Below are 23,813 nucleotides of genomic sequence, written 5' to 3'. Positions count from 1 at the left end.
CACGGCGCCCGGCTGGGTAGGCGTAAGGCATGTCGCGGCTGGTGGGCACCTCGGGGTGGCAGTACAGGCACTGGCGCGGGGTCCTCTACCCGGAGGGCGTGCCGCAGCGGCTCTGGCTGGAGATGTACGCCGAGGAGTTCCCGACCGTCGAGAGCAACAACGCGTTCTACCGGCTGCCGAGCCCCGAGACGTTCGCGGCATGGCGGGACCGCACGCCCGGCGGGTTCGTGATGGCGGTCAAGGCCAGCAGGTTCCTCACCCACATCAAGCGGCTGTCCGACCCCGAGGAGCCGGTGGAGCGGCTGATGAGCCGCGCGGCGGAGCTGAAGGACAAGCTCGGGCCCGTCCTGCTGCAGCTCCCGCCGACGCTGAAGGCCGACCCGGGCAGGCTCGACAGGTGCCTGCGCTGCTTCCCCGCGGGCGTGCGGGTGGCCGTGGAGCCGCGGCACGAGTCCTGGTGGACGGAGGAGATCCGCGAGATACTCGGCGCGCACGCGGCCGCCCTGTGCTGGGCGGACCGGCTGGGCAAGCCACAGAACCCGCTGTGGCGCACCGCCGAGTGGGGCTACGTGCGCCTGCACGAGGGTCCGGCCCACTGGGCGTACGGCGACACCGCGCTGAAGACCTGGGCGAGACGCGTGCACGAGGCGGGCTGGCGGGACGTGTACGTCTATTTCAACAATGATCCTGAAGGAGCGGCTGTGCGTAACGCGAGAAGGTTTGCCAGACTCGGCTAATGCACACGCGGCTATACAGGAAGGGCGTCCTCGAGAAGGAAGGGTTCCCCGTCGAGGATGTCTCCGACTACGTGGGCGATCCGGGCAACGCGGTCTGGTTCGACCTGTGCAGCCCCTCGCCCGCCGACCTCACCGTGATCGGTGAGGAGCTGGGGCTGCACGAGCTGGCGCTCGAGGACGTGCTTTCCGACCATCAGCGGCCGAAGGTCGATATTTACGACAACCATTTGTTCATCACGGTCTACGGCGTGCACTTCGACGAGGACCGGCTCGACCCCGTCGAGGTGAACGTCTTCGTCACCAGGAACGCCCTGGTCACCGTGCGCGAGAGCAGCCACTTCGACATCGGCGAGGTGGTCAGGCGCTGGGACGCCGCCTCCCGCCTGGCCGGCCACGGCGTGTCGTTCCTCCTGCACGGCCTGCTCGACTACGTGGTCGACAGCCAGTTCAACCTGGTGCAGGAGCTCGACGCGCAGGCGGAGGCGCTGGAGGAGTCGCTGTTCGAGGAAGACGCGGTGCCGGACGGCAGGGCGCTGCAGCGCAAGATGTACGAGCTGCGCAAGAACACCACCCGGCTGCGCAAGATCTCGATGCCGATGCGCGAGGTGGTCGGCACCCTGCTCCGCCGCGACCAGGAGCTCATCGCCGACCCGGTGATGGCCCCGTACTACGAGGACGTCTACGACCACGTGCTGCGCGTGGCCGAATGGGTCGAGTCGATCCGCGACATGCTGGCCAACATCCGCGAGACCCGCCTGTCCCAGCAGGGCTTCCGGCTGAACGAGATCATGAAGCGGCTCACGGGCTGGGCCGCGATCATCGCCGTGCCCACCGCGATCAGCGGCTTCTACGGGCAGAACGTCCCCTATCCGGGCGAGGGCCAGGGGTGGGGCTTCTGGACGTCCTCCATCCTGACGGCCGTCACATCTGTGGGGCTGTACATGGCCTTCAAGAAGAAGGACTGGCTATGAGGCGGAAGGCGGGCGGCAGGGCTCGCTCCGCACGACGAGCCGCGGCTCCACGGCCAGCCGCACCTCCGCCGCCCCCGAAGCGGGATAGAGGGGCAGGCAGCGGCCGCCCGAGGCCAGCGTCCTGCGGCCGATCGGGGTGGTGAGCAGGGACAGCTCCTCGTACGTGGCGGGCGCGGCGAGGCGCAGCACCCACGTGCCGTCCGAGGCGCGAGTACGCGTCCCGTCGAGCGCGTAGTGCGACCCAGAACCTGAAGATGGTCAGGCGGGTCGGCGCTGCTGTTCGATGTACTGCTTGATGATGTCGAGGGGTGCGCCGCCGCAGGAGGCGGCGAGGTACGAGGGCGACCAGAATCTGCCCGGCACCGAGGCCGGGGTGGACCGGGGCGTGGTCACCGCCGCGACCACCTCGGAGGGGGAGTTTTTCGACCGCGCGCATGTGACCGAGCACACCGTCTCCGTCTGCACCCCACCCGGCGAGGGCGAGCCTGGTGGCGCGTTCCTTTCCGCCGAGGAGGCCGAGCGCTACCTGCGGCTCCAGCGCCGCCTGGCCCGCACGCAGCGGGGGTCGAAGCGGCGTAAGAAGGTGGTGGCCGCGCTGGGGGTGCTGATGGGGCGCCTTCGCATGCGCCGGGCGGACTTCAACGCCCAGACAGCGCACCGCCTGACCCGCGACCACGCCGCCGTGGTCGTGGAAGATCTCCAGGTCACGAACATGACCGCCTCCGCCAGGGGCACCCTTGAACGCCCGGGTAGAAACGTCGCGCAAAAGAGCGGCCTCAACCGGGCGATCCTCAACAAAGGCTGGTACGGGCTGGAGAGGGCGCTGATCTCCAAGGCGCGCTACACCGGCAGCGTCATCGTCAAGGTCAACCCCGCGTACACGTCCCAGACGTGCTCGGCGTGCACGGCGGTGGACCCGAAGTCCCGCGAGAGCCAAGCGGTCTTCAGGTGCACCACGTGCGGTCATGTCGAGCACGCCGACGTCAACGCCGCAAAGAACATCAAAAACCGCAAGGCGGCCGGGCTGGTCGTCTCAGGACGTGGAGACCTCCAGGCACCGGCCGGGTCTGTGAAGCGTCAAGCACCCCGTTCCATAGCTCGCGGTACGCACTGCGCACCGCGAGCTGCCGCGTAAGCGGCACGGGAATCCCCGCCCTTCAGCTTCAGGGCGGGGAGCAGGTCAAGAGCCGGTTCGACGCTGTGGGAAGACTCCGTTACCTTTTCGATTTCCGAGTCCTAGAACAAAGGTCGCGAATCCTCCGCAAGCCGCTCCACGGGCACGTCGCCCGCCTGGCTGCCGTCGCGGAGCCGTACCGACGCCCCGCCGCTCGCCGCCTCGCGCGGCCCCACGACCAGCTGGTACGGCACCAGCCGGTGCGCCCTGATCCTGGCCCCGAGGCTGCCCCGGTCGGCGGGCGCCAGCTCCGCCCGCAGCCCGGCGGCCAGGCAGCGGCGCAGCAGGTCCGCGGCGGCGGGCAACTCGGCGTCCGACAGCGGCAGCACCACGGCCTGCACGGGCGCCATCCAGGTGGGGAACGCGCCCCCGTGGACCTCGATGAGGTGCGCGAGCAGGCGCTCGATGCTGCCGACGACGCTGCGGTGCACCATGACGGGGCGCTCGCCCCCGACGTAGCGCAGGTCGAAGCGCTCCGGCTGGAAGAAGTCCACCTGGACGGTCGACAGGCTGGTCTCGCGGCCCGCCGGGTCCACGATCTGGATGTCGATCTTGGGCCCGTAGAAGGCGCCCTCGCCGCGTTCCTCGTCGAAGTCGCGGCCGCGCCCCTTCAGCACCTCGCGCAGGACCGCCTCGGAGCGCGCCCACAGGCCCGGGTCGTCCACGAACTTGCCGCCCTCGCCGCGCAGCGACAGCCGGTAGCGCGCGGCCCGGATGCCGAGCCGGGCGTGCGCGGCCTCGACCAGGTCGAGTGCCGCCGCCACCTCGGCGGCGGCCTGCTCGGGCGCGCAGAACACGTGGCCGTCGTTGAGCTGGATGGCCCGCACCCTGGTCAGGCCGCCCAGGACGCCGGACAGCTCGGAGCGGTACTGCCCGCCCAGCTCGGCCAGGCGCAGCGGCAGCTCGCGGTGGCTGCGCCGGCGCGAGCGGTAGATGAGCGCGTGGTGCGGGCACAGGCTGGGGCGGAGTACGAACTCCTCGCCGCCCACGTTCATGGGCGGGAACATGTCCTCCGCGTAGTGCGCCCAGTGGCCCGATCTCTCGTACAGCTCGCGTTTGCCGAGCACGGGCGAGTTGACGTGCTGATAGCCGTTGCGGCGTTCGAGCTCGTGGACGTAGTCCTCGATGGCCTTGCGCATGGCGGCGCCCGCGGGGAGGTAGTACGGGAGGCCCGAGCCGATCAGCGGGTCGGTGTCGAAGATGCCCAGCTCGCGGCCGAGCCTGCGGTGGTCGTTCATGATCGTCCTTTGCGTGGAAAGGGCGAACGACCAGCTCCCGGGCGTCCGCCCGGGAAGCATGGATTCAGCGCGCCGGGACGGTGTCCGGCGTCGTCGTGACGAAAGCGCGCTGCATGTGTCTCACCGTAGCATCCCGGAGCTGATGAAAAAAAGTTTCAAGAAGACCTCAAGGAGTGGCAAATGATATAAAGGCTCGGTGGCCGAGATCACTCTGGACGTCTGCCAGCTGCAGGCGTTCGCCGAGGTCGGCTACCAGGTCGCGGGCGGTGGGAGCGCCCACGGGGCGATGGCGGCGCTGCGCCGGGTGGTCCCGGTCGGCGCGTACGAGTTCGTCGCCTTCGATCCGGCCACGGGGCGCCACCACAGCGTCGTCTCCGACGGTCACCGGCGCATCGACCGCGACGCGGCCGAGGAGTACGCCGGGCTCGACGCGTACCGCAGGGCCCTGGCCACCCGCGCCCCGGTGCGCATGCCCGAGCCGGACACCGAGCGCTATTTCCGGCGCCACCTCGCCCCCTACGGATGGCGGGCCGGGCTGACGGCGCCGCTGTTCCTGAGCGAGGGCCGCTACACGGGGCTGCTGCACCTGGCCACGAAGGACGCCTTCTTCCCGCGGATCACGGGGGCGCTGGTCGCCGCGGTGAGCCCGATGCTCGCGCACGTCACCGACCTGAGCAAATGCGTGATCGACCCGGTGGGGCTGCCGCCGGACTTCCAGGCGGTCGCCTTCGACCGGTTGGGGACCCGGCGCCAGGTGCCCGGCCACAAGCCGTCGGCCGTGCTGTGCGACGAACCTGCGGTGGCCGTGTTCGCCCGGGCGTTCATCGACTCGCGGGAGCTGAGCAGGCACGGGCTCTGGCTCGGCCGTGACGGGCGCTGGCACGAGTTACGGCTGCTCAGGGCCGGTGTCGGGTTCCAGGGGGCGCTGCAGGGCGCCATCGTGGCCGAGCGGCCGTGCCTGCTGCCGTACGACCTCACGGGGCGCGAGGTGGACGTGCTCACCCGGGTGGCGGCCGGCGACTCCAACCCGCAGATCGCCGCCGCGCTCGTGCTCAGCGTCCGCACGGTGACGACCCATCTGGAGCACATCTTCGCCAAGCTGGGCTGCGACAGCCGCACCCGCCTCACCACCAAGGCCCTGGCCGAGGGCCTGTGCCGCCTCGACGTCTGACAGCACCGACCGCCTGGCTAGACGGCCACGCCGGCGGGGACGCGGGCCTGCAGCAGCTCGAACCAGACCGTCGTGGTGCCGCCCTCCCGCGTGAAGCCCCAGCGGTGGCTGAGCGCCTCGATCAGCGGCAGGCCGCGCCCACTGGCGGACTGCGTGCCCGTATGGCACACGCACGGCGGCCCGTCCGACCCGGCGTCCGACACGAGCACCCGAACCGCCGTCTCCGAGCTGCTCACGGCGACCGTGAACGAGCCGCCCGCCCCGGACCTGGTGTGCAGGATCGCGTTCGTGGCCAGCTCGCTGGTGAGCAGCGCCACGTCGTCGTAGAGCGGATGGTCGCGGCCGAGCGCGGCCGTCACGAGCCCTCTGGCCCTGGACACCTGGGAGGGCACGCCCGGCAGCCGGGCCACCAGGTCGGGGAAGCCGTCTCCGTCGAGGCGATGAAAGTCCGGCGGTGCCACGGCGACCTCCCCCAAATCGGCGACGTTATGAGACGCGCCAGAGGTGCGCCGGAGATTATCGCGAAAAGGTAGGAATGGTCTTGCCGGAGGTCGCCTGCGCGAGCGCGCACGCCGACCGAGTACGCTGCGATCGACGAGTCGTCGGCCCGTGGGGGAGAGCGTGGGAGGTCGCGTGAGCAGCCTGGAGGCCGTCTGGGTGCAACCGTACGACCGGCCGGGCGTGGCGGTCGTGACCGGTGTCTTCGACATCCTGCACGTGGGCCATGTGCGCTACCTGCGGGCCGTGGCCGAGCGGGGGCTGCCGCTCGTCGTCGGCGTCGAGGACGATCCCCGGGTGCGCGCGTGGAAGGGGCCGAGCCGCCCGCTCAACCCCGCGGAGGAGCGGGCCGAGGTCCTGTCCGCGCTCCGTTTCGTGACCGGCGTGTTCATCGTGACCGGGCCGCCGGAGGCGCACGGGCCCGAGGACTACATCGACCTGCTGGCCCCCATGCGACCGGCGGCGCTCGCGCACACGGCGGGCGACCCGCACGCGGGCGCCCGCGCCGCCGCGGCCGCGATCCTGGGGGCCGAGTGCTGGGAGATGGCCTCCATCCCCGGCCGGTCCACGACCCGGATCGTGAACGCCGCGGGCAAGGGTTAGGAGCCACCCGCCCGCACCACGGGCACGCGGTGCGCCCCGTGCGCCGCGGCGGCCAAGATCGCGTACTCTTTCGTGGCATGACGGCCGACCTGGTGGCGAAACGGGTGACGAACCTGCTGGCGCCGCAAGTGCTGGTGATCACCATGCCGCCGGTCGTCGGTCTCATCGCCCAGGGGTGGGGCGGGGCGGCGTGGGGGCTGGTGGCCTCGGCGTTCTGCGGCGGCGTGCCGGCGGCGGTGATCGCGCTGGGCGTGCGTTCGGGCCGCCTCGACTCGCACCACATCGTGGACCGCGCCCGCCGCACCGGCCCGCTGCTGGCCGCGGTGGCGGCCGTGCTGGTGGCGCTGGCGCTCCTGGTCGTGATGGGCGCGCCGACGCTGCTCGTCGCCACCGTGACCGCGATGCTGGCCGCGCTGGCCGTGACCGTCCCCGTCACGCTGCGCTGGAAGATCTCCTTCCACGCCGCCGTCTCCGCGGGCACCGTCGTGGTGCTCGCCCACGTGCTGCCCGCCTGGCCGACCGCGCTCGCCGGGGCCGCCGTCGTGGCGCTGGTGTGCTGGGCGAGGGTACGCCTCACGCACCACACCTGGCCTCAGGTGATCGCGGGGGCGGCGGCCGGGACGTTGACGACCTGGGGGACGCTGGCCGCGTTCGGCGTGGGCTGACCGGGGCCGTGAGCGCTGATCGGAATAGTGGTGCCGCCCCACGGGTTGCCGCGAGTATGGATGTCACGAACCGCGGCCGGGTGCGCGTCGAGCCCACGGCCAAGCGCGTGAGGGCCTATCTCGGCGGCCGGGTGGTGGCCGACACCACCGCCGCTCTTCTGGTGTGGGAGGTCCCGTACTATCCCACCTACTACTTCCCGCCGGCAGACGTGGACGAGTCCGCGCTCAAGGCCACCGGCGCCACCAGGCACTCCCCGAGCAGGGGCGACGGCCTCGTCCACACCGTCAACTCGGGAACGATTGAGGCGGCCGAGGCGGCCCTGGTCTACCGCGACTCGCCGCTGGAGCAGATCCGCGGCCACGTCCGCTTCGAGTGGGACGCCATGGACGCCTGGTTCGAGGAGGACGAGGAGGTCTACGTCCACGCGCGCGACCCGTACACCAGGGTCGACATCCTGGCGAGCACGCGGCACGTGCGGGTCGAGGTGGACGGCGTCACCGTGGCCGACTCCCGCAGCCCGCGCATCCTCTTCGAGACGGGCCTGCCCGCCCGCTACTACCTGCCGAAGACGGACGTGCGGCTCGACCTGCTGGAGCACACCGACACCGCCACCCACTGCCCGTACAAGGGCACGGCCGAATACTGGGCGGTCAACGGCCAGGAGGACCTGGCCTGGTCGTACCGCACGCCGCTGCCGGAGAGCGAGAAGATCGCCGGGCTGATCGCGTTCTACAACGAGAAGCTCGACATCTACCTGGACGGCGAGCTCCAGGAGCGCCCGAAGACCAAGTTCTCCTGAGCCCGCACCCTCACGAGGAGGGGTTGCGGCCGAGGTAGCGCAGAAGGGCCGCCACATCGTCGTCGCCCGGCTCCGGCTCCGGCTCCACGGCGGCGGCGTAGGCGCCCCAGGCCCGGAGCGGCTCGACGATCTCCTGGGCCACCTTCAGCAGGGGCCGGGCCAGCTCCGGCGTCAGCGGCGAGGCCTGGCCCGTGGCGACCGCGATGTCCCAGGCGTGCACGGCGGCGTCGAGCGCGCACGCCGTCGAGCCGGACCACGGCGACATCTTGTGCGGCGGCACCGGCGTCGGCACCTCGGCGGCGTCCCGGTCGACGCCGGCCCACGCCTTGGCCGAGCGCGCCAGCGCGTCCTCCACGAACGCCACCGGGTCGCCTTCCAGCCGCCCCGACGGCTCGAACGGGTTGAACGCGGGCCCTGGCTCGCCGGTGAGCGCGGCGGCGAAGCCGATCTGGTCGCCCGCCGCGTGCTGGAGCACCTGCGTGACGTCCCAGGACGAGCAGGGGGTCGGGAGGTGCCAGGCATCGGCAGGAACGGCGCCGACGACCTTGCGCAGCGCCTCGTGTGCGGCGTCCAGAACGTCCCAGCCGTTGGTGGTGTCGCTCATCGGTGAGCCCCTTTCGTGTTGCCCTCAGTCTAGCAGAACGGAATGATTTGTTCCACTAGCTAGCGACGCTCGGCCTCGGCCACCAAACCGCGGATCAGCATGTCCAGTGCCTGCTCGAAGTCCGCCTCCGGGTGCACGCCCTGCCGTGTGCTCCGCAGCAGCCGGCTGAAGTGCGGCAGCCGTACGGGGTCCATCTCGCGGACGTACGCGCTGACGCCCGGCTCGCCCGCGTGCGCGCCCGGCTCGCCGGTGAAGCCGCCCGTGGACAGTAGCAGCGACCCGAACACCAGGCTGTTCACCGCGCCCAGCGCCCGCCACGCGCCCACGTCGTCGAAGCCCGCCTGGAACAGCGCCCCCACCAGCGCGTCGAGCGGCTCCAGAGCGCGCACGGACGTCGGATTGGACTGGTCGGTGACCAGCGCGAGCGGCACCGCCGGATGGCGGCCGAACACCCGGTACATGCTCAGCGCCACCTCGCGCACCTGCTCGTGCCACGGCAGCGCCGGGTCCGGCCGCTCCACCTGGCCGAACACCCGCTCGGCGATGCCGTCCAGGATGTCGGCCTTGTTCGAGACGTGGTTGTAGAGCGACATCGCCTCGACGCCGAGCTTCTTCGCCAGCCGTCGCATGGCAAGCCCTTGCAGGCCCTCCTCGTCGGCCAGCTCCAGGGCCGCATCCAGGACCCTCTCCCTGTTCAGCGGCTCCCGCCGTGCCATTCTCCGCGCTCCCCTCTCTCGCTTGACAAAGCTTACGGTGTACGTGTTCTACTTACGCCGTAAGCTTACGAAGTAAGTAAGGAGCGGAAATGACCGACGTGATCATCGTTGGCGGTGGCCCCGTGGGGCTGCTGCTGGCGTGCGAGCTCAAGCTGGGCGGCGCGGACCCGCTGGTCCTCGAGGCGGCCACGGGCGAGGAGCGCAGGACGCGCAGCCTCGGCCTGCGCTCGCTCAACGCGCGCACCGTGCAGTCGCTGGCCCTGCGCGGCCTGGTCGAGCCGGTGGCCGAGGCGCAGTGGGCGATGCTCGGCGAGTTCGCCGGCGACCGGGAGCCCGCCGAGGCGGACGTGGTCGCCCTGATGGTCGAGCTGCTCCAGGAGGGGCTGATCAAGGGGCACTTCAGCGGGCTGCCGCTGCTCGACGAGCGCGGGAAGGCCGAGTACCTCATGCTCAAGCAGCACAAGCTGGAAACCGTCCTGGCCGAGCGGGCCGCCGCGATGGGGGTGCGGATCCGGCAGGGGTGCGCGGTGGTGGACGTCGTGCAGGACGAGAGCGCCGCCGTCGCCACGCTGGCCGACGGGCGGGTGGAGCGGGCGGCGTACCTCGTGGGGTGCGACGGCGGGCGCAGCGTGGTGCGCAAGCGGTCGGGGTTCGCGTTCGACGGGACGCCGCCGACCATGACCGGGCGGACCGCCGTGGCCGAGCTCGCCTCGCCCGACGCGGTGTCGTCGGCGCTACGCGGGCCGGGCGGGCTGGTGAACCGGTCGCTGGTGCCCGGGGAGGTCGCCACCATCGAGTTCGACGGCGGGCCGGATGACCGGGACGCGCCGATGACGGCCGAGGAACTGGCGGGCAGCCTGCGGCGCGTGACCGGTCAGGACGTGGTGGTCAAGCGGCTGGAGGCCGGCATCCGCTACAGCGACAACACCCGGCACGCGGAGACGTACCGCAAGGGGCGGGTGCTGCTGGCGGGCGACGCGGCGCACGTGCACTCGCCGATCGGCGGCCAGGGGCTCAACCTGGGGCTGCAGGACGCCGTCAATCTGGGCTGGAAGCTGGCCCTGGTGGTGCGGGGGCTCGCGCCTGACAGCCTGCTGGACACCTACACCGCCGAGCGGCACCCGGTGGCGGCCCGGGTGCTGCGCAACACCCGGGCACAGGTGGCGCTGATGCGTCCAGGGCCACAGGTGGACGCGTTGCGGGAGGTGCTGGGAGAGGTGCTTGAGTTGCCGGACGCCAAGCGGCATTTCGGGGGGATGGTCGAAGGGGCGGACGTGGACTACGCGCCCGGCGCGCCGCACCCGCAGGTCGGCCGCTTCGCCCCTCGGCTGGAGGCGACGGCACATGACGGCGCGCGGCCGCTCGCCGAACTGCTGCGGGACGGGCGCGGGCTCGTGCTGGACCTCTCGGGCACGTCCGGGCCCGATGATGGGCTCTGCGGCGCCGTGGCGGGCCACCGCGATCGGGTACGCGTGGCGCACGCGGCCGAGCCCGCCGCGACGGGGGACGCGGGCGTGCTGCTCGTGCGGCCCGACGGCTACGTCGCCTGGGCGGGTGGGCGCGACGGGATCGGCGACGCGCTCACCACGTGGTTCGGCCCCCCGAGATGACCCGGTCGGCGCTCAGGCGAGCAGGCGGGTGAGGACGCGCGTGCCGAACTCCAGGCCCTCCACCGGCACGCGCTCGTCCTTGCCGTGGAACATCCCGAAGTAGTCCAGGTCAGGCCGGAGCATGAGGGGCGCGAACCCGTACCCCTTGATGCCGATCCTGGCGAAGGACTTCCCGTCGGTGCCGCCCGCCATCACGTACGGCACCGGCCGGGCCAGCGGGTCCTCGGCCACGAGCGCGCCCGCCAGCGTGTCGAAGAACTGCGAGGGGTACGGCGCGTCGGGCGCGTCCTCCAGATTGACGAACTCGCGGGCGATCTTCGGCCCGAGCAGCGCGTCGATCGTCTCCAGGAACTCCTCCTGCATGCCCGGCATGAAACGCCCGTCCACGTGCGCCTCCGCCGTCGAGGGCACCACGTTCACCTTGTATCCGGCGTTCAGCATCGTCGGGTTCGCCGAGTTGCGGATCTGGCTCTTGAACAGGCCGCCCAGCGGGCCGAGCCGGGCAGCCTCCTCGTCCAGGCGGTCGAGGTCGATCGGCCGGCCGATGATCTGGGACAGGCTCTGGATGAGCGCGGCGACCGGCGGCGTCAGGCGTACCGGCCACTGGTGGGCGGCCACCCGCGACAGCGCGTGCACGAGCGTGGCGACCGGGTTGTCCACGGGAGGCCGCGAGCCGTGGCCGGCCACGCCGTGCGCGGTGAGCTTCATCCAGGCGGTGCCGCGCTCGCCGACCGCGATCGGATAGACCCGGTGCTCGCCGGAGGCCACGCTGAAGCCGCCCGACTCGCTGATCGCCTCCGTGACGCCGTCGAACAGCTCCCGGTGCTCGGTGACCGCGTGCCGCGAGCCGAAGTCGCCCGTCGCCTCCTCGTCCGCCAGGAACGCCAGCACCAGGTCACGCTTGGGGCGCACGCCGCGGGCGGCCAGGCCGAGCACGGTCGCGAGCGTCATCGCGCACGAGCCCTTCATGTCGACCGCGCCCCGCCCGTACACGCAGCCGTCCACGATCTCCCCCGAGAACGGGTGCATCTGCCATTCGGCCGGGTCGGCGGGCACCACGTCCAGGTGGCCGTGCACCAGCAGCGCGTCGGGGGAGTCGCCGTCGATCCTGGCCACGACGGTGGTCCGCTTCGGAGCCGACTCGAACACCACCGGCTCGATGCCCGCGTCCGCCAGCAGCGTGGCCACGTACTCGGCGGCCGGTCGCTCCCCCGAACCGGGATTGGTGGTGTCGAACCTGATCAGATCCGAGCAGATCTCGGCAACGCTCTTCACGCTCTCCCCTTAAGTGTCAAAGGCGGCACCTCGGGAGTCTCCATGCCAAAGAGCAGCCCGTAGAAGGCCAGCTCGGCCTCCAGCACCGCGACAATAGTCTCCTCCCTGCGCCAGCCGTGCTGCTCGCCGGGGTAGGTGAGCAAAGCCCACTGTTTGCCATGTTTGTCCAGCTCGGCGGTGAACCGCTCGGCCTGGCCCACGTCCACGATCGCGTCCTCCAGGCCGTGCAGCATGAGGCACGGGCCCGACGCTCGGTAGGCGTTCAGGAGGGGGGAGCGCTCGGTGTAGCGGTCCCGCGTCTCGGGGAGCGGGCCGACGAGCCCGTCCAGGTAACGGGACTCGAAGTCGTGCGTCTCGGCCGCCCAGCTCTCCGGGTCGGTGATCGCGTAGTGCGCGACCCCGCCCGCGAACACGTCACTGTGCACGAGCGCCGCCACCGTGGTCCAGCCCCCGGCGCTGCCGCCGCGGATCGCGATCTTCGCGGCGTCGGCGCGGCCCAGCTCGACCAGGCCCCTGGCCACCCTGGCGCAGTCCTGCACGTCCACCACGCCCCACTGGTGGCGCAGCCGCTCGCGGTAGGCCCGGCCGTACCCGGTCGATCCGCCGTAGTTGACCACGGCCACGCCGATGCCCCTGCTGGTGAAGTACGCGATCTCCAGGTCGAGCACGATCGGGAGGTTGCCGGTCGGGCCGCCGTGCACGAAGATCACGTACGGCCCTGGGCCCTGGACGCCGGACGGCGGGTAGAGGTGCGCGTGCACGCCCTCGATCGTCACGGCCTCGGGAGTGGGGAGCAGGCCGCGGTCCGGCAGCGGCTTGGGGGGCGACACGATCTCGCGCGCGCCGCCGTCCTGCAGGTCGACGAGGGTCACTTCCAGCGGCGTGTACGGGGTCGCCCCCACGGCCGCCACCTTGCCGCCCGCGACCGACACGGTGGACGACCAGTAGGTGGCCGGGCCGCCGATATCCCGCAGCTCGCCGGTCTCCGGGTCCAGCACGCCCAGGCGGCGGTGGTCGGGGCTGCCGTACACGACGGCCAGCCGGCCCGTGTCCGCGATGGCCAGGTACGTCATGCCGGGCTTCCACGCCGCCGCGCCGAACTCCAGCTCCATCGGGGTGAGGTTCCGGGAAGGTGAGCCGTCGAGATGGACGAGGTGGACGTTCCACCAGCCGGTGGGGTCGGTCACCGCGTACAGGGCGGCGTCGTCGCGCCACTCGGCCTGCGCGACCGACTCCTCGGGGCCGCCGGCGACCACCCGGTACCCGCCCGCCGTGCCGTCCTCCCGCAGGGGGGCCACGCAGAGCTCGGTGCCGTCCCACGGCATGTTCGGGTGGTCCCACCCGATCCAGGCGACATGGCGGCCGTCGGGGGAGATGCGGGGATTCATAAGGAAGTGCTGGGCTTTGACGATCACCGTGACGGGGCCGCCGTCGAGGGGCACCGCCACCAGGTCGCGCACGTCGCCGGTCTCGCGCACGGCCCACACCTCGTTCCGGCCCGGCGGGAGGTACAGGTCGGCGTAGCGTGCCGGCCCCTCAGGGGTGATCGGCACCGGCACGCCGCCCCGGACATCGCCCGCCGCCGCACCCTTCGCGTCGAGGCGGTAGAGGCGCTGGTCCGCCCAGTTGGTGAAGACCAGGCCGCCGCCGGGCAGCGGGCGCCAGGACCGGCCGCCGTACTCGATCACCCGGTTGCGCGCGTTCCAGCCCGGTGGCAGCGCGTCCGTGCGGGAGCCGTCCGGGAGGCGGCGCACCACGCAGCGCCGCCCGCCCTCGTGCGGGCGCGGCTCGTCCCACCAGACCTCAACGCCGGAGGGCGTGGCCACCGCCTCCACCCACTGCGGGCCGCCGTCGGTATGGGCCACGTCGATCGGTCGAATGCTCATCAACTCACCAATTGCCGTTGGTACAAGGAGGAAGAGGGTGCTCGGGCGGGTGAAGGATGTACGCGATGCCCCCGCTGCCCGAGCTCCTCAACCACACGTTCTCGAACGCTGCCCGCGGATAGACCCGCCGAACCGAGGCGTCGTCGGGCGCGGCGGGGTCGTTCACGACGACGTCGCCCCCGGCCGTGAAGCCGGTGACCACCAGGATGTGGCCGTTGGTGGAGTAGCTGGAGCCGGGCAGCTCGTGCGCCTTGAACGACTGCGAGGTGATCACCGGGATCCCCGAGCGTACGAACGCCTCCAGTTCCACCGCCGACCGCAGCCGCGTGACGAACCCGGCCAGCCCGTACCGCCCCGCGTACGCCACGTTGAACGGCCAGTTGCCGGTGCCCTGGTAGCTCTCGTCGTACGTGCCCATGGCCGCGTGGTCCACCACCGGCGCCGGGTCGCGGTCACCCACCCAGGCCACCTCGGCCGGTCCGGGCCCGCGGCCCCAGAAGCCGAGCACCATGGCCACCGAGGTCGGGCTGCACCAGTTGGCGCCCCCGCCGTCCCACCGCGGGTGGTGCCCGGCGTGCGCGTACTGCGAGTGCCGGGGCACCGCCAGCTCCACCGCGACCGCCGCGCCGGGGACGCTGGGCACGACGGGCCGTTGCGGCACGGCCGAGGCCATCACGCCCAGCCCCGTCACGCGGGCGCCCGCGCCGTGCAAGGCCACCCGCACCTGGTACGACACCACCGGCCGCCGGGCCACGAACGTGTCCACCGCGACGTCCCCGTCCTCGTCGCCCTGACCGGGGACGGACGTGCGCGGATCGCCGTGCTCGGACCAGCGGCCCATGACGTACCACTTGGTGAGAGCGCCCCGCGCGGTCCTGGCCCGCAGCGCGACCTCGATCCAGGAGCCCGGCGGGGTGCGCGCGGTCCACGAGGCAACCAGCTGGGTGGCGGGGAACCCGATCGGGCGCTCCTCGCTGGTCCACGAATCGCCCGCGGGCCGGGTGAAGCGGGCGAAGGCGACGTGGGCCAGATCGACGGTCAGCACCAGCCACATTGTGGTTTCGCAGCACCGTGTCGCACATCGGATGGTTTACGTACCGGCCGGATTGTGTCGGTGGTGATCTCTATGGTTCGGGCCATGACTCAGGCGGTACAGGCATACTCCTACGCGGGTCCGTCCACGCTCACCGACGGCAGGCTCGGCCTGTCGACCTCCGGTGGCACGGCGTTATCCGGGCCGCGCACGCATCCCAGGTTCTTCAGCGGGCTGCTCTCCCAGGCGGCTCCGGCCGCGGCCGCCCTGCTGGCCGTGGCCGACGTGGCGCTCGCCCGCTACCACCAGCCCAGGCCGGGCTGGACCCGCGACCCGGTGGTGACGTGCGACGGCGGGCGGTTGCGGTTCGAGTCGTTCTCGGCGTGCGGCGGCGTCTACGCCCGGCTCGACGTGCTGGAGCTCGACGGCGACGTGCTCGACCGGGGCACCACCAACGTCGACGTCAACGGCCCGCTGCGCGAGGCCCTGGCCAGGGTGGGCGGCAGGGACCCGCTCCACCTGGGCGTCGGGCCCGACGAGCTGACGGTCACCACGCTCGACGGCGCGGTCGTGGAGAAGAAGGTGCCGTTGCCGTCGCGGTGGCTGCGCGGGTTCGCGGAGGTGCAGGTGATCGCGGCCGGGTTCGACCTGCGGGCCGAGCTGGCCGGTCCGCAGGCCGTACGTTTCCTGCGCTCCCTGCCCCGGGGCGCCCGCGCCGACGTCTGGGCCGTCCCCGCCGGCCGCGACCTGCGCCTGTCCGGCGGCCCCGCGCGCGGCGGCGTCTGCCTGTCGGGCACCGGTCGGGTGGCCACGCTGATGCCGCTGCTCAGGTTCGCCAAGGCGCTGCGCGTGTACGGCCCCCCGGCGGACATCGGGGGCGGCTCGTCCACCGCGAGCGCGTGGGAGCTGGAGCTGCCCGGCATGCGCTACACGCTGGCCGTCTCGCCGGAGCCGTGGCGCGGCTTCTCCGGCGAGGGGGCGGTGCTGTCCGACCTGGCCACGGAACAGGCCGCAGGCGACGCCGACGTGGTGGGCATGCTGCTCAACTTCGAGCCCACGGTCGAGCTGGGACTGCTCGCCGACCGCTCGGGCCTGTCCGTCGAACGCGTACGCGCCGCGCTCACCCAGCTCGGCACGGCCGGCCGGGTCGGTTACGACCTGCACGAGGCGGCGCACTTCCACCGGGAGCTGCCCTACGACAAGGAGCAGGTGGCCCAGCTGAACCCCCGGCTGACCGCCGCCCGAGCGCTGGCCGGTTCGGGCGCCGTGCGGCTGCTCGGGGAGACGGCCGAGGTGAGCACGGACGGCGGGGTGCGGCGGGTGCGGATCGCCGAGGGCGAGTGCACGTGCCCGTGGTGGTACGACCACCGGGGGTCGCGCGGGCCGTGCAAGCACGTGCTGGCCGCCAGGATCGCCGCCCGCGTCGCCGTGGAGGCGGCTCCGTGAGCGTGTGGCCGGAGGTGGTGGCGGCCGTCGACAGCGGTGACCCGGAGCGGGTCGCGGCGTGCGTGCTCGGGCTCGGCGAGCGCGACCGCCGCGAGGTGGCCGCCCGGGGCGACGACATCACCGAGCTCCTGGAACGCGTGCTTGCCACCCGCCCGGCCGCGTGGCAGGCCGACTTCGCCGTCCGCGCCGCGCTCAGGCTCAGCCCCTCCCCGCGCCGCCGCCGCCCCGACCCGCCGGCCGCGCTCGCCCTGGCCATGCTGCGCCGCAGCGGTGTCGTCCCGCCCGAGCACGACCCCCTCGTCGTCGCCTGGGTACGCCACCCGCCCACGCCCGGCGACCCGCTGCTCGACCACCTCCTTCCCCGGCTCTTCGAGGCAGAGGGCGTGGGCGGGGCCCTGCGTGACGAGCACCCGGACCTGCCGGCCCCCGGCACCTGGCTGGCCGCGCTCGCGCAGCTGGCCCGCGAAGGCCGGCGCGACCTGCTGCTCGACGGGTGCGTACGGCGCTTCCTGCGCGGTGGCGACGCCGCCGACCTGCGCTTCTTCGTCCGCCTGCACGAGCTGCTCGAGCCGACGCCCGACGAGGTGAGCAAGCGCGCCCGCGACTACCTGCGGCTGCTGCCCGTCGCGCCCGGGCCCGTGGCGGAGCCGGCGCTGCGGCACCTGCGGCGGCTCGGCCCCGGCGAGCTGGCCCCCGCGGACGTGTCGCAGGCGCTGCGCGCGCTGCTGTTCAGGCCGGAACGGAAGCTGGTGACGGGCGGGCTCACCTGGCTCGACTCCGTCGCGCGCTCGTGGGCGGGCGACCTCGACGAGCTGGCCCCCGCCCTGGGGCGCGCGTTCGCCTGCGAGTCCGCCGACGTGCAGGGCCGGGCGGTGCGGATCGCGGTCAAGCACGCCAAGCGGTTCACGCCGGCGGGGGCCGAGGCGATCAGGGCGGCCGTCGGGCTGCTGCCTCAGGAGCTCGGGGAGACGCTGGTGGCGGTGTTCGGCGGGGAGGCCGCCGAGCAGGCGCCGGAGCATGACGACGGGTTCACGCCCGTGCCACTGCCCGAGCCCCGCCGGGCCGGGAGGTTCCCCGAACCGGTGATGACGGCCGGGGAGCTGGGGCCGTGTGGGGGAGGGTGGGACTCCGCCGAGTTGTGGCTGGCCGGGCTCGTGCGGCTGCACGCCCGCGATCGGGACGGGCTCGTGGCGAGGCTGTCGTCGTGGCGGCTGCGTGCCGCTTCGCATGAACGGCCGTGGCCGGACGTCTGGCAGTGGGCCGAGGAGATCGCCCGGCAGATCATGACAGGCGGCTCCAGGGCTCCAGGACTGCCCCGGCCCGGCTCGGTGCCGGCGCCGCACCTGTTCCTGCTGCGGCGCTGGGCCGAGGTCTACGCGGCGCTCCAGGACGGCACGCTGCCGCCGCACCTGCTGGCCGAGCCCACCGAGGGCACCGGGCACGTGGAGGCGGCGGAGCTGGTGGCGCGGCTGGCGGGCTACGAGCGCTGCGGGGCCGAGGCCATGCCGGCCGACCTGCAGCAGGCGCTGTTGCGGCTGCCACGCGAGATCGCGCCCGAGGTGGTGGCGCGGGCGCGCGGCCTCACCTCGGAGGCTGGGCGGGCGGTCGCGCGCTGGATGGACGGCGGACGTCCCGAGCCCCTCACCGAGATCGGCTGGCTCCGCTCCGGGCGCCCGGATCCCGACGGCGGATATCGCGGCGACCGGGCGCCGGCCGACAGCCGGACGCTCGATCTGGCGCCCAGGATCCGGGTGGCGCCGACGGCGTTGCCGCTGATCGACGAGCTGTTCGGCGACCCCGGCTGGGAGCGGCGGTACGGGCACGGCGAGCAGCTGCCGTGGTGGCCGTACGTGATGCCGTCCCACCGGGAGGTCGTCGCGCTTCACTTCGCGCCGCACCTGCTCCACGGATGGCCGGCGGAGGGCGTGCGGCCGGCGCAGGCGCATGCTCTCGCGCTGGCCGAAGGGCCGTGGGGTGAGGGGATGGCGCTCGTGCAGGCGTACTTCGTGGCCGACCCGTCCTGGTCGCGGCGGCCCGAGGAGCGGGCGCGGCCGGTGGTGGACATGGCGGCCCGTGGCGATCTGGCTGCCGAAGGGCTCGGACGGCAGCTGGGGCTGCTGCTGCGCAGGACGTGGCTCAAGCCGGGGCCGGTCTTCGAGACCTTGGAGAGCGCCGCGGCACAGGGGGCGCATCGGGAGGTGTGGCGGATCATGACCGGGTTCCTGCCCGTGTTCCTGCCGGGGCCGGGGGAGCGGCCGCACACACGGCACACGCAGGGGCTCGCGTTCGCCCTGCGCGCCGCCCGGTGGGCCGGGGCGCGCGGGCCGGTGCCCTGCGTGGCGGAGATCGCCGAGCGGCGGGCGTCCAACAACTTCGTCCGCGAGGCCCGCCGCCTGCACACCTACCTCACGTGACCGCCCGGCCGCCGCGCGCAGGCGGCCGGCGGCCGAGGGTCAGAGGTAGAGGCCGGTGGACTCGTCGCCCGGCTGAGAGGTGATCTCGCGGCCCGCGCGCAGGGCGTACAGCTGCGCCAGGGTCGCCCCCGACGAGCTCACCCCCTTCGACGAGCCGAGCCAGGTGACGGCCTCCTCCTTGGTCAGCGGCCCCACCTCCAGCTGCGCCAGGCACCGCCCGGGGCGGACGACGGCGGGGTGGAGGCGGGCGAGGTCCTCGTTCGTGGTGATCGCCACCAGGACGTCGCGGCCCTGGCCGAGCAGGCCGTCGGTCAGGTTGAGCAGGCGCGACAGCCCCTGGCCCGCCTGGGCCTTGGCGCCCGAGCTGATCAGCTCGTCGCAGTCCTCCAGGACGAGCAGCCGCCAGCGCTGCGTGTCCTCGTCGGAGTCGTAGCCGACGGCCACCTCCATCAGGTAGCCGGGCTCGTTGAACAGGCGCTCGGGGTCGAGCACGCAGTCCACCTGGCACCAGTCGCGCCACTGCTTGGCCAGCGTGCGCAGCAGTGTGGTCTTGCCGGTGCCCGGCTCGCCGTGCAGGAGGATGAGGCGGCCGTTCACGTCGTGAGGGGTGACCGACATGAGCCTGTCGAGTGCCGGGCGGACCTTCGCCGAGTAGTTCACGCTGATCTCGTCCCAGGCCTGGGCCGTGATCGGCTTCTCCGAGCGGGTGCCGCCGTGCATGCCGCGCCACCAGAAGCCCATCTCGACGTGGTCGACCTCCGGCATGGCCTCTTCGGCGCCCTCGATGCTCTCCGCGAGCACGCTCTTGGCCAGCTCCTCGTTCACGGCCGTCACGCTGACCGTGGCCGTGCGGTTGCGGTGGCGTACGACGCGCAGGGTCCAGCCCTCACCGGCGATGAGCCGCGACTCCGACCCGTCGTCGACCCGCGCGGTACGCAGCACGCGCCCGCCGGCGGGGCTCAGCGGGGCGTCGGGGCGTACGCGCTCCAGATTGGCCAGGCGGGACCACGGCTGCGCGCCCGTCGCGAACGGCGACAGCGCCAGGGCGTCGATGACGTCGATGGCGGAGTCGGCGTCGTCGATCCAGATGTTCATGGGGAGCTCAGAGGACTCCGGGCTGGGGAACGGCACCTCCCTGATCACGGACATAACGGTAATGATCCAACCTCTGGCCGTCACATGTCGATGGGTTTTACGTGGCCGATACGTGACCGGTCTCGATGCGGGGCACCAAGATCCACCGGTACCTTGGACCGTTAGATCAAATCACTCCTTGTGCGGAGGTATGGGGGAAAGTGTCGAAGGTCACGTTCCGTGAGCGGGCGCGTTACTGGTTCGACAACACCATGTCGAAGGGCACCGCCTCGTTGATCGGCTGGCTGGCCGTGGTCTCGCTGGCGCTGATCGTGGTCGTGGCGGGGCTCACGCTCTGGCTCGCGCCCAACGAGCCGGACGGCGTGAACGGCCCTGGGCACGTGCTCTGGATCGCGCTCATGCACGCCCTGACCCCGAGCAAGGTCGCCAGCGACAAGGGCTCGACCGCGTACATGGCCGTGATGTTCGCCGGCTCGCTCGGCGGCCTGTTCATCGTCAGCATGCTCGTGGGCCTGCTGTCCAACGGGCTGAAGCAGAAGGTGGACCGCCTGCGCAGAGGGCGCTCGCGCATCGTCGAGTCCGGCCACACGGTGGTGCTCGGCTGGTCGGACCAGGTGTTCACGATCGTGGCCGAGCTGGTCAAGGCGCACGCCAGCCAGAAGGGCTCGGTCATCGCCGTCCTGGCGGAACGTGACAAACTCGCCATGGAGGAGGACATCCGAGAGGCCGTCGGCAACCTCGGCAGGACCCGGCTGGTCTGCCGCACGGGACGGCCCACCGAGCCGCGCGACCTCGCGCTGATGAACCTGGCCACCGCCCGCTCCGTCGTCGTGCTCTCGCCCGAGGGCGAGGACCCGGACGCGCACGTCATCAAGATCCTGCTCGCGCTGGCCAAGCGCGAGGGCATGCACCCGCCGGTCGTCGCCGGGCTCACCTCCAGCCGCAACATCGCCGCCGCCCGCCTGGCCGGCGGCCAGGACGTGCACCTGGTCGACTCCGACGACACCGCCTCCAGGCTCATCGTGCAGTCCTCGCGCCAGTCCGGCATGTCCGTCGTCTGCATGGACCTGCTGAACTTCGACGGCGGTGAGATCTACCTGCGCACCCCCAAGAAGCTCGTCGGCATCACGTACGGCGAGGCGCTGCACGCGTACCAGACCGCCTCCGTCATCGGCCTGCGCCGGCCGACCGGCATCGTGCTGAACCCGCCCATGGAGACCGTCGTCAACGCCGACGACCAGGTCATCGTCATCGCGCACGACGACTCCCACGTCCGCCTGGCCGCCGGCAAGCCGTCCCTGGACGAGGCCGCCATCGTCGAGGCCGAGGCGCCGCCCACCGAGCCCGAGCGCACGCTGCTGCTCAACTGGAACGGCCGGGCCGAGCAGATCGTCCGCTACCTCGACGGCTACGTCGCCCCCGGCTCCGTCCTGGAGGTCGCCGCCGACCACCCCAAGGCGGGCACGGGGCTCGCCGGCCTGCGCAACCTCACCGTCAACGTCAAGGACTGCGACACCACCGACAGGTACGCGCTCGAGTCGCTCGGCGTCGGCCTCTTCCAGCACGTCATCGTGCTCTCCGACGACCGCTTCGACCCCCACCACTCCGACACGCGCACGCTCATGACGCTGCTCCAGCTCCGCGACATGCAGAGCACGCTCGGCGAGCACTACTCGATCGTCAGCGAGATGCACGACGAGAACAACCGCGCCCTGGCCGAGGTCACCGAGGCCGACGACATCGTGATCAGCGACACCGTCATCGGCCTGCTCCTCGCCCAGCTCGCCGAGAACCGGCACCTGGCCGACGTGTTCAGTTACCTGTTCGACTCGCGCGGCTCGGAGATCTACCCGCGTCCTGCCCGGTCGTACGTGAAGACGGGAACGCGGGTGACGTTCTCCACGGTCGTCGAGTCCGCCAGGCGCAGGGGCGAGACCGCCATCGGCTACCGGAGCGCCTGGGCACGCAACGACCCGCCGCACTACGGCATCGTCCTCAACCCGGACAAGTCCGAGTCACTCGTGCTCCATGAGCGGGACTCGGTGATCGTCCTGGCGGAACGCTGAGTCGTACATTTGGCGTGTGAGGACCATCGACTGGGTGGACGGCGCCATCGAGCTCGTCGACCAGACCCTGCTGCCGGACAAGTGCGTGATGCTGCGCATCCACACCGTGGACGATCTGGTGGACGCCATTCAGCGGCTGGCCGTGCGCGGCGCGCCCGCGCTCGGCGTGGCCGGGGCGCTCGGCGTCGCGCTGGCCGGCGGCGACGCCGCGCGGATCGCCAGGCTCCGCGCCGCCAGGCCCACCGCCGTCAACCTCGCGTGGGGCGTCGACCAGGCCGTCGCCCACCTGCACGAAGGCCGCGAGGCGGTGCTCGCGGCCGCGCTGCGCGTGCGCGACGACGACATCGCCGCCTGCGTGGCCATGGGGGCGCGCGGGGCCGACCTGCTCGAAGGCGACCGGCTGCGGATCATGACGGTGTGCAACACCGGCGGGCTGGCCGCCGTCGAACGCGGCACCGCGCTCGGCGTCGTCCAGACGCTGCACGAGCGCGGGCGGCTGGCCGAGGTGCTCGCGCTGGAGACCCGCCCGCTGCTGCAGGGCGCCAGGCTCACCACCTGGGAGCTGGCCAGGATGGGCGCGCCGCACCGGCTCATCGCCGACTCCGCGGGGCCGTACCTGCTGGCCAGGGGCGAGGTGGACGCGGTGCTCATCGGCGCCGACCGCATCGCCGCCAACGGCGACACCGCCAACAAGATCGGCTCGTACGCGCTCGCGCTCGGCGCGGAGCGTGCCGGGGTGCCGTTCGTGGTGGTCGCGCCCGAGTCCACGATCGACCAGAACACCCCCACCGGCGAGCACATCGAGATCGAGGACCGGGGAGCGGACGAGGTCGTGTCCGTCCGAGGTGTACGCGTGGCGCCTGAGGGAACGCGGGCGTTGAACCCGGCCTTCGACGTGACGCCGCACGATCTCATCACCGCGATCGTGACGGACAAGCGGGTGATCCGGCCGTAGGCCGAATCCCCAATCTTCAGGACCCGTCCGCGTCTCCCGCGTTACGCTCGGTGGTCCCGACTTGCGACCCTCGGAGCTCACCGTGGCCATCGACCTGGTGTTACGGCGCGACTGGAACGCTCGCGCGCCGCGTGGCGACTACACGCAGCTTGACTCCACCAAGGGAGTGAAAGTCCACTACACGGGTGGCCAAGTCGATCCCGGCATCGTCTCCGACCACAGCGGGTGCGTCGCGCTGGTGCGCTCCATCCAGGCGTACCACATGGACGGAAACGGCTGGATCGATATCGGTTATTCGTATGTGGCCTGTCCGCACAAAAAGGTGTTCGAGGGGCGGGGTCTGCACCGTCTGCCCGCCGCGAACGGCCCTGGCCTCAACACCGGCCACTACGCCGTGCTCGGGCTCGTGGGCAACTCCGGGCTCGTCCGGCCGCCCGAAGGAGTGCTGCACGCGATCCTGGACGCGGTCCAGTACGTGCGCGACGAGGGCAACGCGGGCAAGGAGATCAAGGGGCACCGGGACGGATACTCGACCGACTGCCCCGGCGAACCGCTCTACGCGTGGGTCCGGCGCGGCGCCCCCCGGCCAGGGACGACCCCGCCGGCCGCGCCGCCGTTCCCCGGGCGGCTGCTCAGGTACCCGCCGGTGATGCACGGCGACGACGTGCGCACATGGCAGGCGCAGATGAACAAGCGCGGGTGGACCCTGACCGCGGACGGGGCGTACGGCGCGCAGTCGCGCGACGTGTGCCGCAGGTTCCAGCGCCAGCAGGGCGTCGCGGACGACGGGGTCGTGGGCCCGGTGACGTGGCGGCTGGCGTGGGAGGCCCCTGCCGCCTGAGCCCGCCCCGGGGCT

Annotated in this window: 22 protein-coding genes and 1 pseudogene; 13 read left to right on the top strand and 10 right to left on the bottom strand. The window is 72.4% G+C overall.

Going from position 1 to position 23,813, the window contains the following annotated elements; genetic code table 11:
- Positions 1-29 precede the first annotated feature (29 nt).
- Both ABN273_RS19605 and ABN273_RS19600 read left to right on the top strand, forming a co-directional pair.
- Positions 30-737, top strand: a complete 708-nt coding sequence (locus tag ABN273_RS19605) for a DUF72 domain-containing protein (protein ID WP_349450353.1) — start codon at positions 30-32, stop codon at positions 735-737.
- Complete coding sequence (locus ABN273_RS19600; RefSeq protein WP_349450352.1) at positions 737-1,708, top strand: magnesium transporter CorA family protein; 972 nt, start codon at positions 737-739, stop codon at positions 1,706-1,708. Before ABN273_RS19605 ends, ABN273_RS19600 begins: the two co-directional genes overlap by 1 nt.
- Here ABN273_RS19600 and ABN273_RS19595 read toward each other — a convergent pair.
- Both ABN273_RS19595 and ABN273_RS19590 read right to left on the bottom strand, forming a co-directional pair.
- Positions 1,703-1,897 carry a hypothetical protein gene (locus tag ABN273_RS19595; RefSeq protein ID WP_349450351.1) on the bottom strand — a complete coding sequence of 65 codons (195 nt, stop codon included), beginning with the start codon at positions 1,895-1,897 and terminating at the stop codon, positions 1,703-1,705. The genes ABN273_RS19600 and ABN273_RS19595 overlap by 6 nt on opposite strands.
- Before the next feature lie 69 nt (positions 1,898-1,966).
- Positions 1,967-2,065, bottom strand: a pseudogene (locus ABN273_RS19590) (transposase); the annotation flags it as partial.
- Positions 2,066-2,081: 16 nt separating this feature from the next.
- Between ABN273_RS19590 and ABN273_RS19585 the strand changes: the two are divergent.
- The gene (locus tag ABN273_RS19585; protein WP_349450350.1) at positions 2,082-2,843 is read left to right on the top strand and encodes an RNA-guided endonuclease InsQ/TnpB family protein; all 762 of its coding nucleotides are present in this window, start codon (positions 2,082-2,084) and stop codon (positions 2,841-2,843) included.
- 101 nt (positions 2,844-2,944) lie between these two features.
- Here the strand turns inward: ABN273_RS19585 and thrS are convergent, their stop codons facing one another.
- Positions 2,945-4,180, bottom strand: coding sequence for a threonine--tRNA ligase (gene thrS / locus ABN273_RS19580; protein WP_349450349.1), 1,236 nt, complete (start codon positions 4,178-4,180; stop codon positions 2,945-2,947).
- A gap of 136 nt (positions 4,181-4,316) precedes the next feature.
- Here thrS and ABN273_RS19575 point away from each other — a divergent pair, with 136 nt between their 5' ends.
- Positions 4,317-5,291 (top strand): helix-turn-helix transcriptional regulator, encoded by a 975-nt coding sequence (locus tag ABN273_RS19575; protein ID WP_349450348.1) that lies wholly within the window; start codon positions 4,317-4,319, stop codon positions 5,289-5,291.
- A 17-nt stretch (positions 5,292-5,308) separates the two neighbouring features.
- Here the strand turns inward: ABN273_RS19575 and ABN273_RS19570 are convergent, their stop codons facing one another.
- On the bottom strand, positions 5,309-5,752 hold the full coding sequence (locus ABN273_RS19570; RefSeq protein WP_349450347.1) for an ATP-binding protein: 444 nt from the start codon (positions 5,750-5,752) through the stop codon (positions 5,309-5,311).
- 172 nt (positions 5,753-5,924) lie between these two features.
- Here ABN273_RS19570 and ABN273_RS19565 point away from each other — a divergent pair, with 172 nt between their 5' ends.
- The 3 genes from ABN273_RS19565 (at position 5,925) to ABN273_RS19555 (ending at position 7,857) form a co-directional block, all read left to right on the top strand.
- The gene (locus ABN273_RS19565) at positions 5,925-6,392 is read left to right on the top strand and encodes an adenylyltransferase/cytidyltransferase family protein (RefSeq protein ID WP_349450346.1); all 468 of its coding nucleotides are present in this window, start codon (positions 5,925-5,927) and stop codon (positions 6,390-6,392) included.
- Between the two features lie 77 nt (positions 6,393-6,469).
- Positions 6,470-7,057 carry a hypothetical protein gene (locus ABN273_RS19560; RefSeq protein WP_349450345.1) on the top strand — a complete coding sequence of 196 codons (588 nt, stop codon included), beginning with the start codon at positions 6,470-6,472 and terminating at the stop codon, positions 7,055-7,057.
- 56 nt (positions 7,058-7,113) lie between these two features.
- Positions 7,114-7,857, top strand: coding sequence for a DUF427 domain-containing protein (locus ABN273_RS19555; protein WP_349450344.1), 744 nt, complete (start codon positions 7,114-7,116; stop codon positions 7,855-7,857).
- 10 nt (positions 7,858-7,867) lie between these two features.
- Here ABN273_RS19555 and ABN273_RS19550 read toward each other — a convergent pair whose 3' ends face one another.
- The gene (locus ABN273_RS19550) at positions 7,868-8,461 is read right to left on the bottom strand and encodes a TIGR03086 family metal-binding protein (RefSeq protein WP_349450343.1); all 594 of its coding nucleotides are present in this window, start codon (positions 8,459-8,461) and stop codon (positions 7,868-7,870) included.
- A gap of 59 nt (positions 8,462-8,520) precedes the next feature.
- Positions 8,521-9,177: a TetR/AcrR family transcriptional regulator C-terminal domain-containing protein gene (locus ABN273_RS19545; RefSeq protein ID WP_349450342.1), complete on the bottom strand. Its 657-nt coding sequence runs from the start codon at positions 9,175-9,177 to the stop codon at positions 8,521-8,523.
- An 89-nt stretch (positions 9,178-9,266) separates the two neighbouring features.
- Here ABN273_RS19545 and ABN273_RS19540 point away from each other — a divergent pair, with 89 nt between their 5' ends.
- The gene (locus ABN273_RS19540; protein ID WP_349450341.1) at positions 9,267-10,787 is read left to right on the top strand and encodes an FAD-dependent monooxygenase; all 1,521 of its coding nucleotides are present in this window, start codon (positions 9,267-9,269) and stop codon (positions 10,785-10,787) included.
- Positions 10,788-10,799: 12 nt separating this feature from the next.
- Here ABN273_RS19540 and ABN273_RS19535 read toward each other — a convergent pair whose 3' ends face one another.
- From ABN273_RS19535 to ABN273_RS19525, 3 genes are read right to left on the bottom strand one after another with little or no spacing between them, the layout of a single operon-like run.
- Positions 10,800-12,062 carry a M20/M25/M40 family metallo-hydrolase gene (locus ABN273_RS19535; protein WP_349450340.1) on the bottom strand — a complete coding sequence of 421 codons (1,263 nt, stop codon included), beginning with the start codon at positions 12,060-12,062 and terminating at the stop codon, positions 10,800-10,802.
- Complete coding sequence (locus ABN273_RS19530) at positions 12,059-13,948, bottom strand: S9 family peptidase (RefSeq protein WP_349450339.1); 1,890 nt, start codon at positions 13,946-13,948, stop codon at positions 12,059-12,061. The genes ABN273_RS19535 and ABN273_RS19530 overlap by 4 nt, the downstream gene beginning before the upstream one ends.
- Before the next feature lie 4 nt (positions 13,949-13,952).
- Positions 13,953-15,002, bottom strand: a complete 1,050-nt coding sequence (locus tag ABN273_RS19525) for a C39 family peptidase (protein WP_349450338.1) — start codon at positions 15,000-15,002, stop codon at positions 13,953-13,955.
- Positions 15,003-15,086: 84 nt separating this feature from the next.
- On the opposite strand from ABN273_RS19525, the gene ABN273_RS19520 reads away from it, so the two are divergent.
- Positions 15,087-16,427 carry an SWIM zinc finger family protein gene (locus tag ABN273_RS19520; RefSeq protein WP_349450337.1) on the top strand — a complete coding sequence of 447 codons (1,341 nt, stop codon included), beginning with the start codon at positions 15,087-15,089 and terminating at the stop codon, positions 16,425-16,427.
- On the top strand, positions 16,424-18,841 hold the full coding sequence (locus tag ABN273_RS19515) for a hypothetical protein (RefSeq protein ID WP_349450336.1): 2,418 nt from the start codon (positions 16,424-16,426) through the stop codon (positions 18,839-18,841). Before ABN273_RS19520 ends, ABN273_RS19515 begins: the two co-directional genes overlap by 4 nt.
- A gap of 39 nt (positions 18,842-18,880) precedes the next feature.
- Here ABN273_RS19515 and ABN273_RS19510 read toward each other — a convergent pair whose 3' ends face one another.
- Complete coding sequence (locus tag ABN273_RS19510; protein ID WP_349450335.1) at positions 18,881-19,990, bottom strand: DUF5925 domain-containing protein; 1,110 nt, start codon at positions 19,988-19,990, stop codon at positions 18,881-18,883.
- 146 nt (positions 19,991-20,136) lie between these two features.
- Between ABN273_RS19510 and ABN273_RS19505 the strand changes: the two genes are divergently transcribed.
- The 3 genes from ABN273_RS19505 to ABN273_RS19495 all read left to right on the top strand — a co-directional run bounded on the left by ABN273_RS19505 (position 20,137) and on the right by ABN273_RS19495 (position 23,798).
- Positions 20,137-22,002, top strand: coding sequence for a CASTOR/POLLUX-related putative ion channel (locus tag ABN273_RS19505; protein WP_349450334.1), 1,866 nt, complete (start codon positions 20,137-20,139; stop codon positions 22,000-22,002).
- Between the two features lie 16 nt (positions 22,003-22,018).
- Positions 22,019-22,957 carry an S-methyl-5-thioribose-1-phosphate isomerase gene (gene mtnA, locus ABN273_RS19500; RefSeq protein ID WP_349450333.1) on the top strand — a complete coding sequence of 313 codons (939 nt, stop codon included), beginning with the start codon at positions 22,019-22,021 and terminating at the stop codon, positions 22,955-22,957.
- Positions 22,958-23,018: 61 nt separating this feature from the next.
- Positions 23,019-23,798, top strand: coding sequence for a peptidoglycan recognition protein family protein (locus ABN273_RS19495; RefSeq protein ID WP_349450332.1), 780 nt, complete (start codon positions 23,019-23,021; stop codon positions 23,796-23,798).
- Positions 23,799-23,813: the final 15 nt, after the last annotated feature.

Source organism: Nonomuraea sp. B19D2 (assembly GCF_040137845.1).
Taxonomy (GTDB): domain Bacteria; phylum Actinomycetota; class Actinomycetes; order Streptosporangiales; family Streptosporangiaceae; genus Nonomuraea.
The sequence above is the reverse complement of the archived record's forward strand: the minus strand, read 5'-3'. Positions and strand labels throughout refer to the sequence as shown.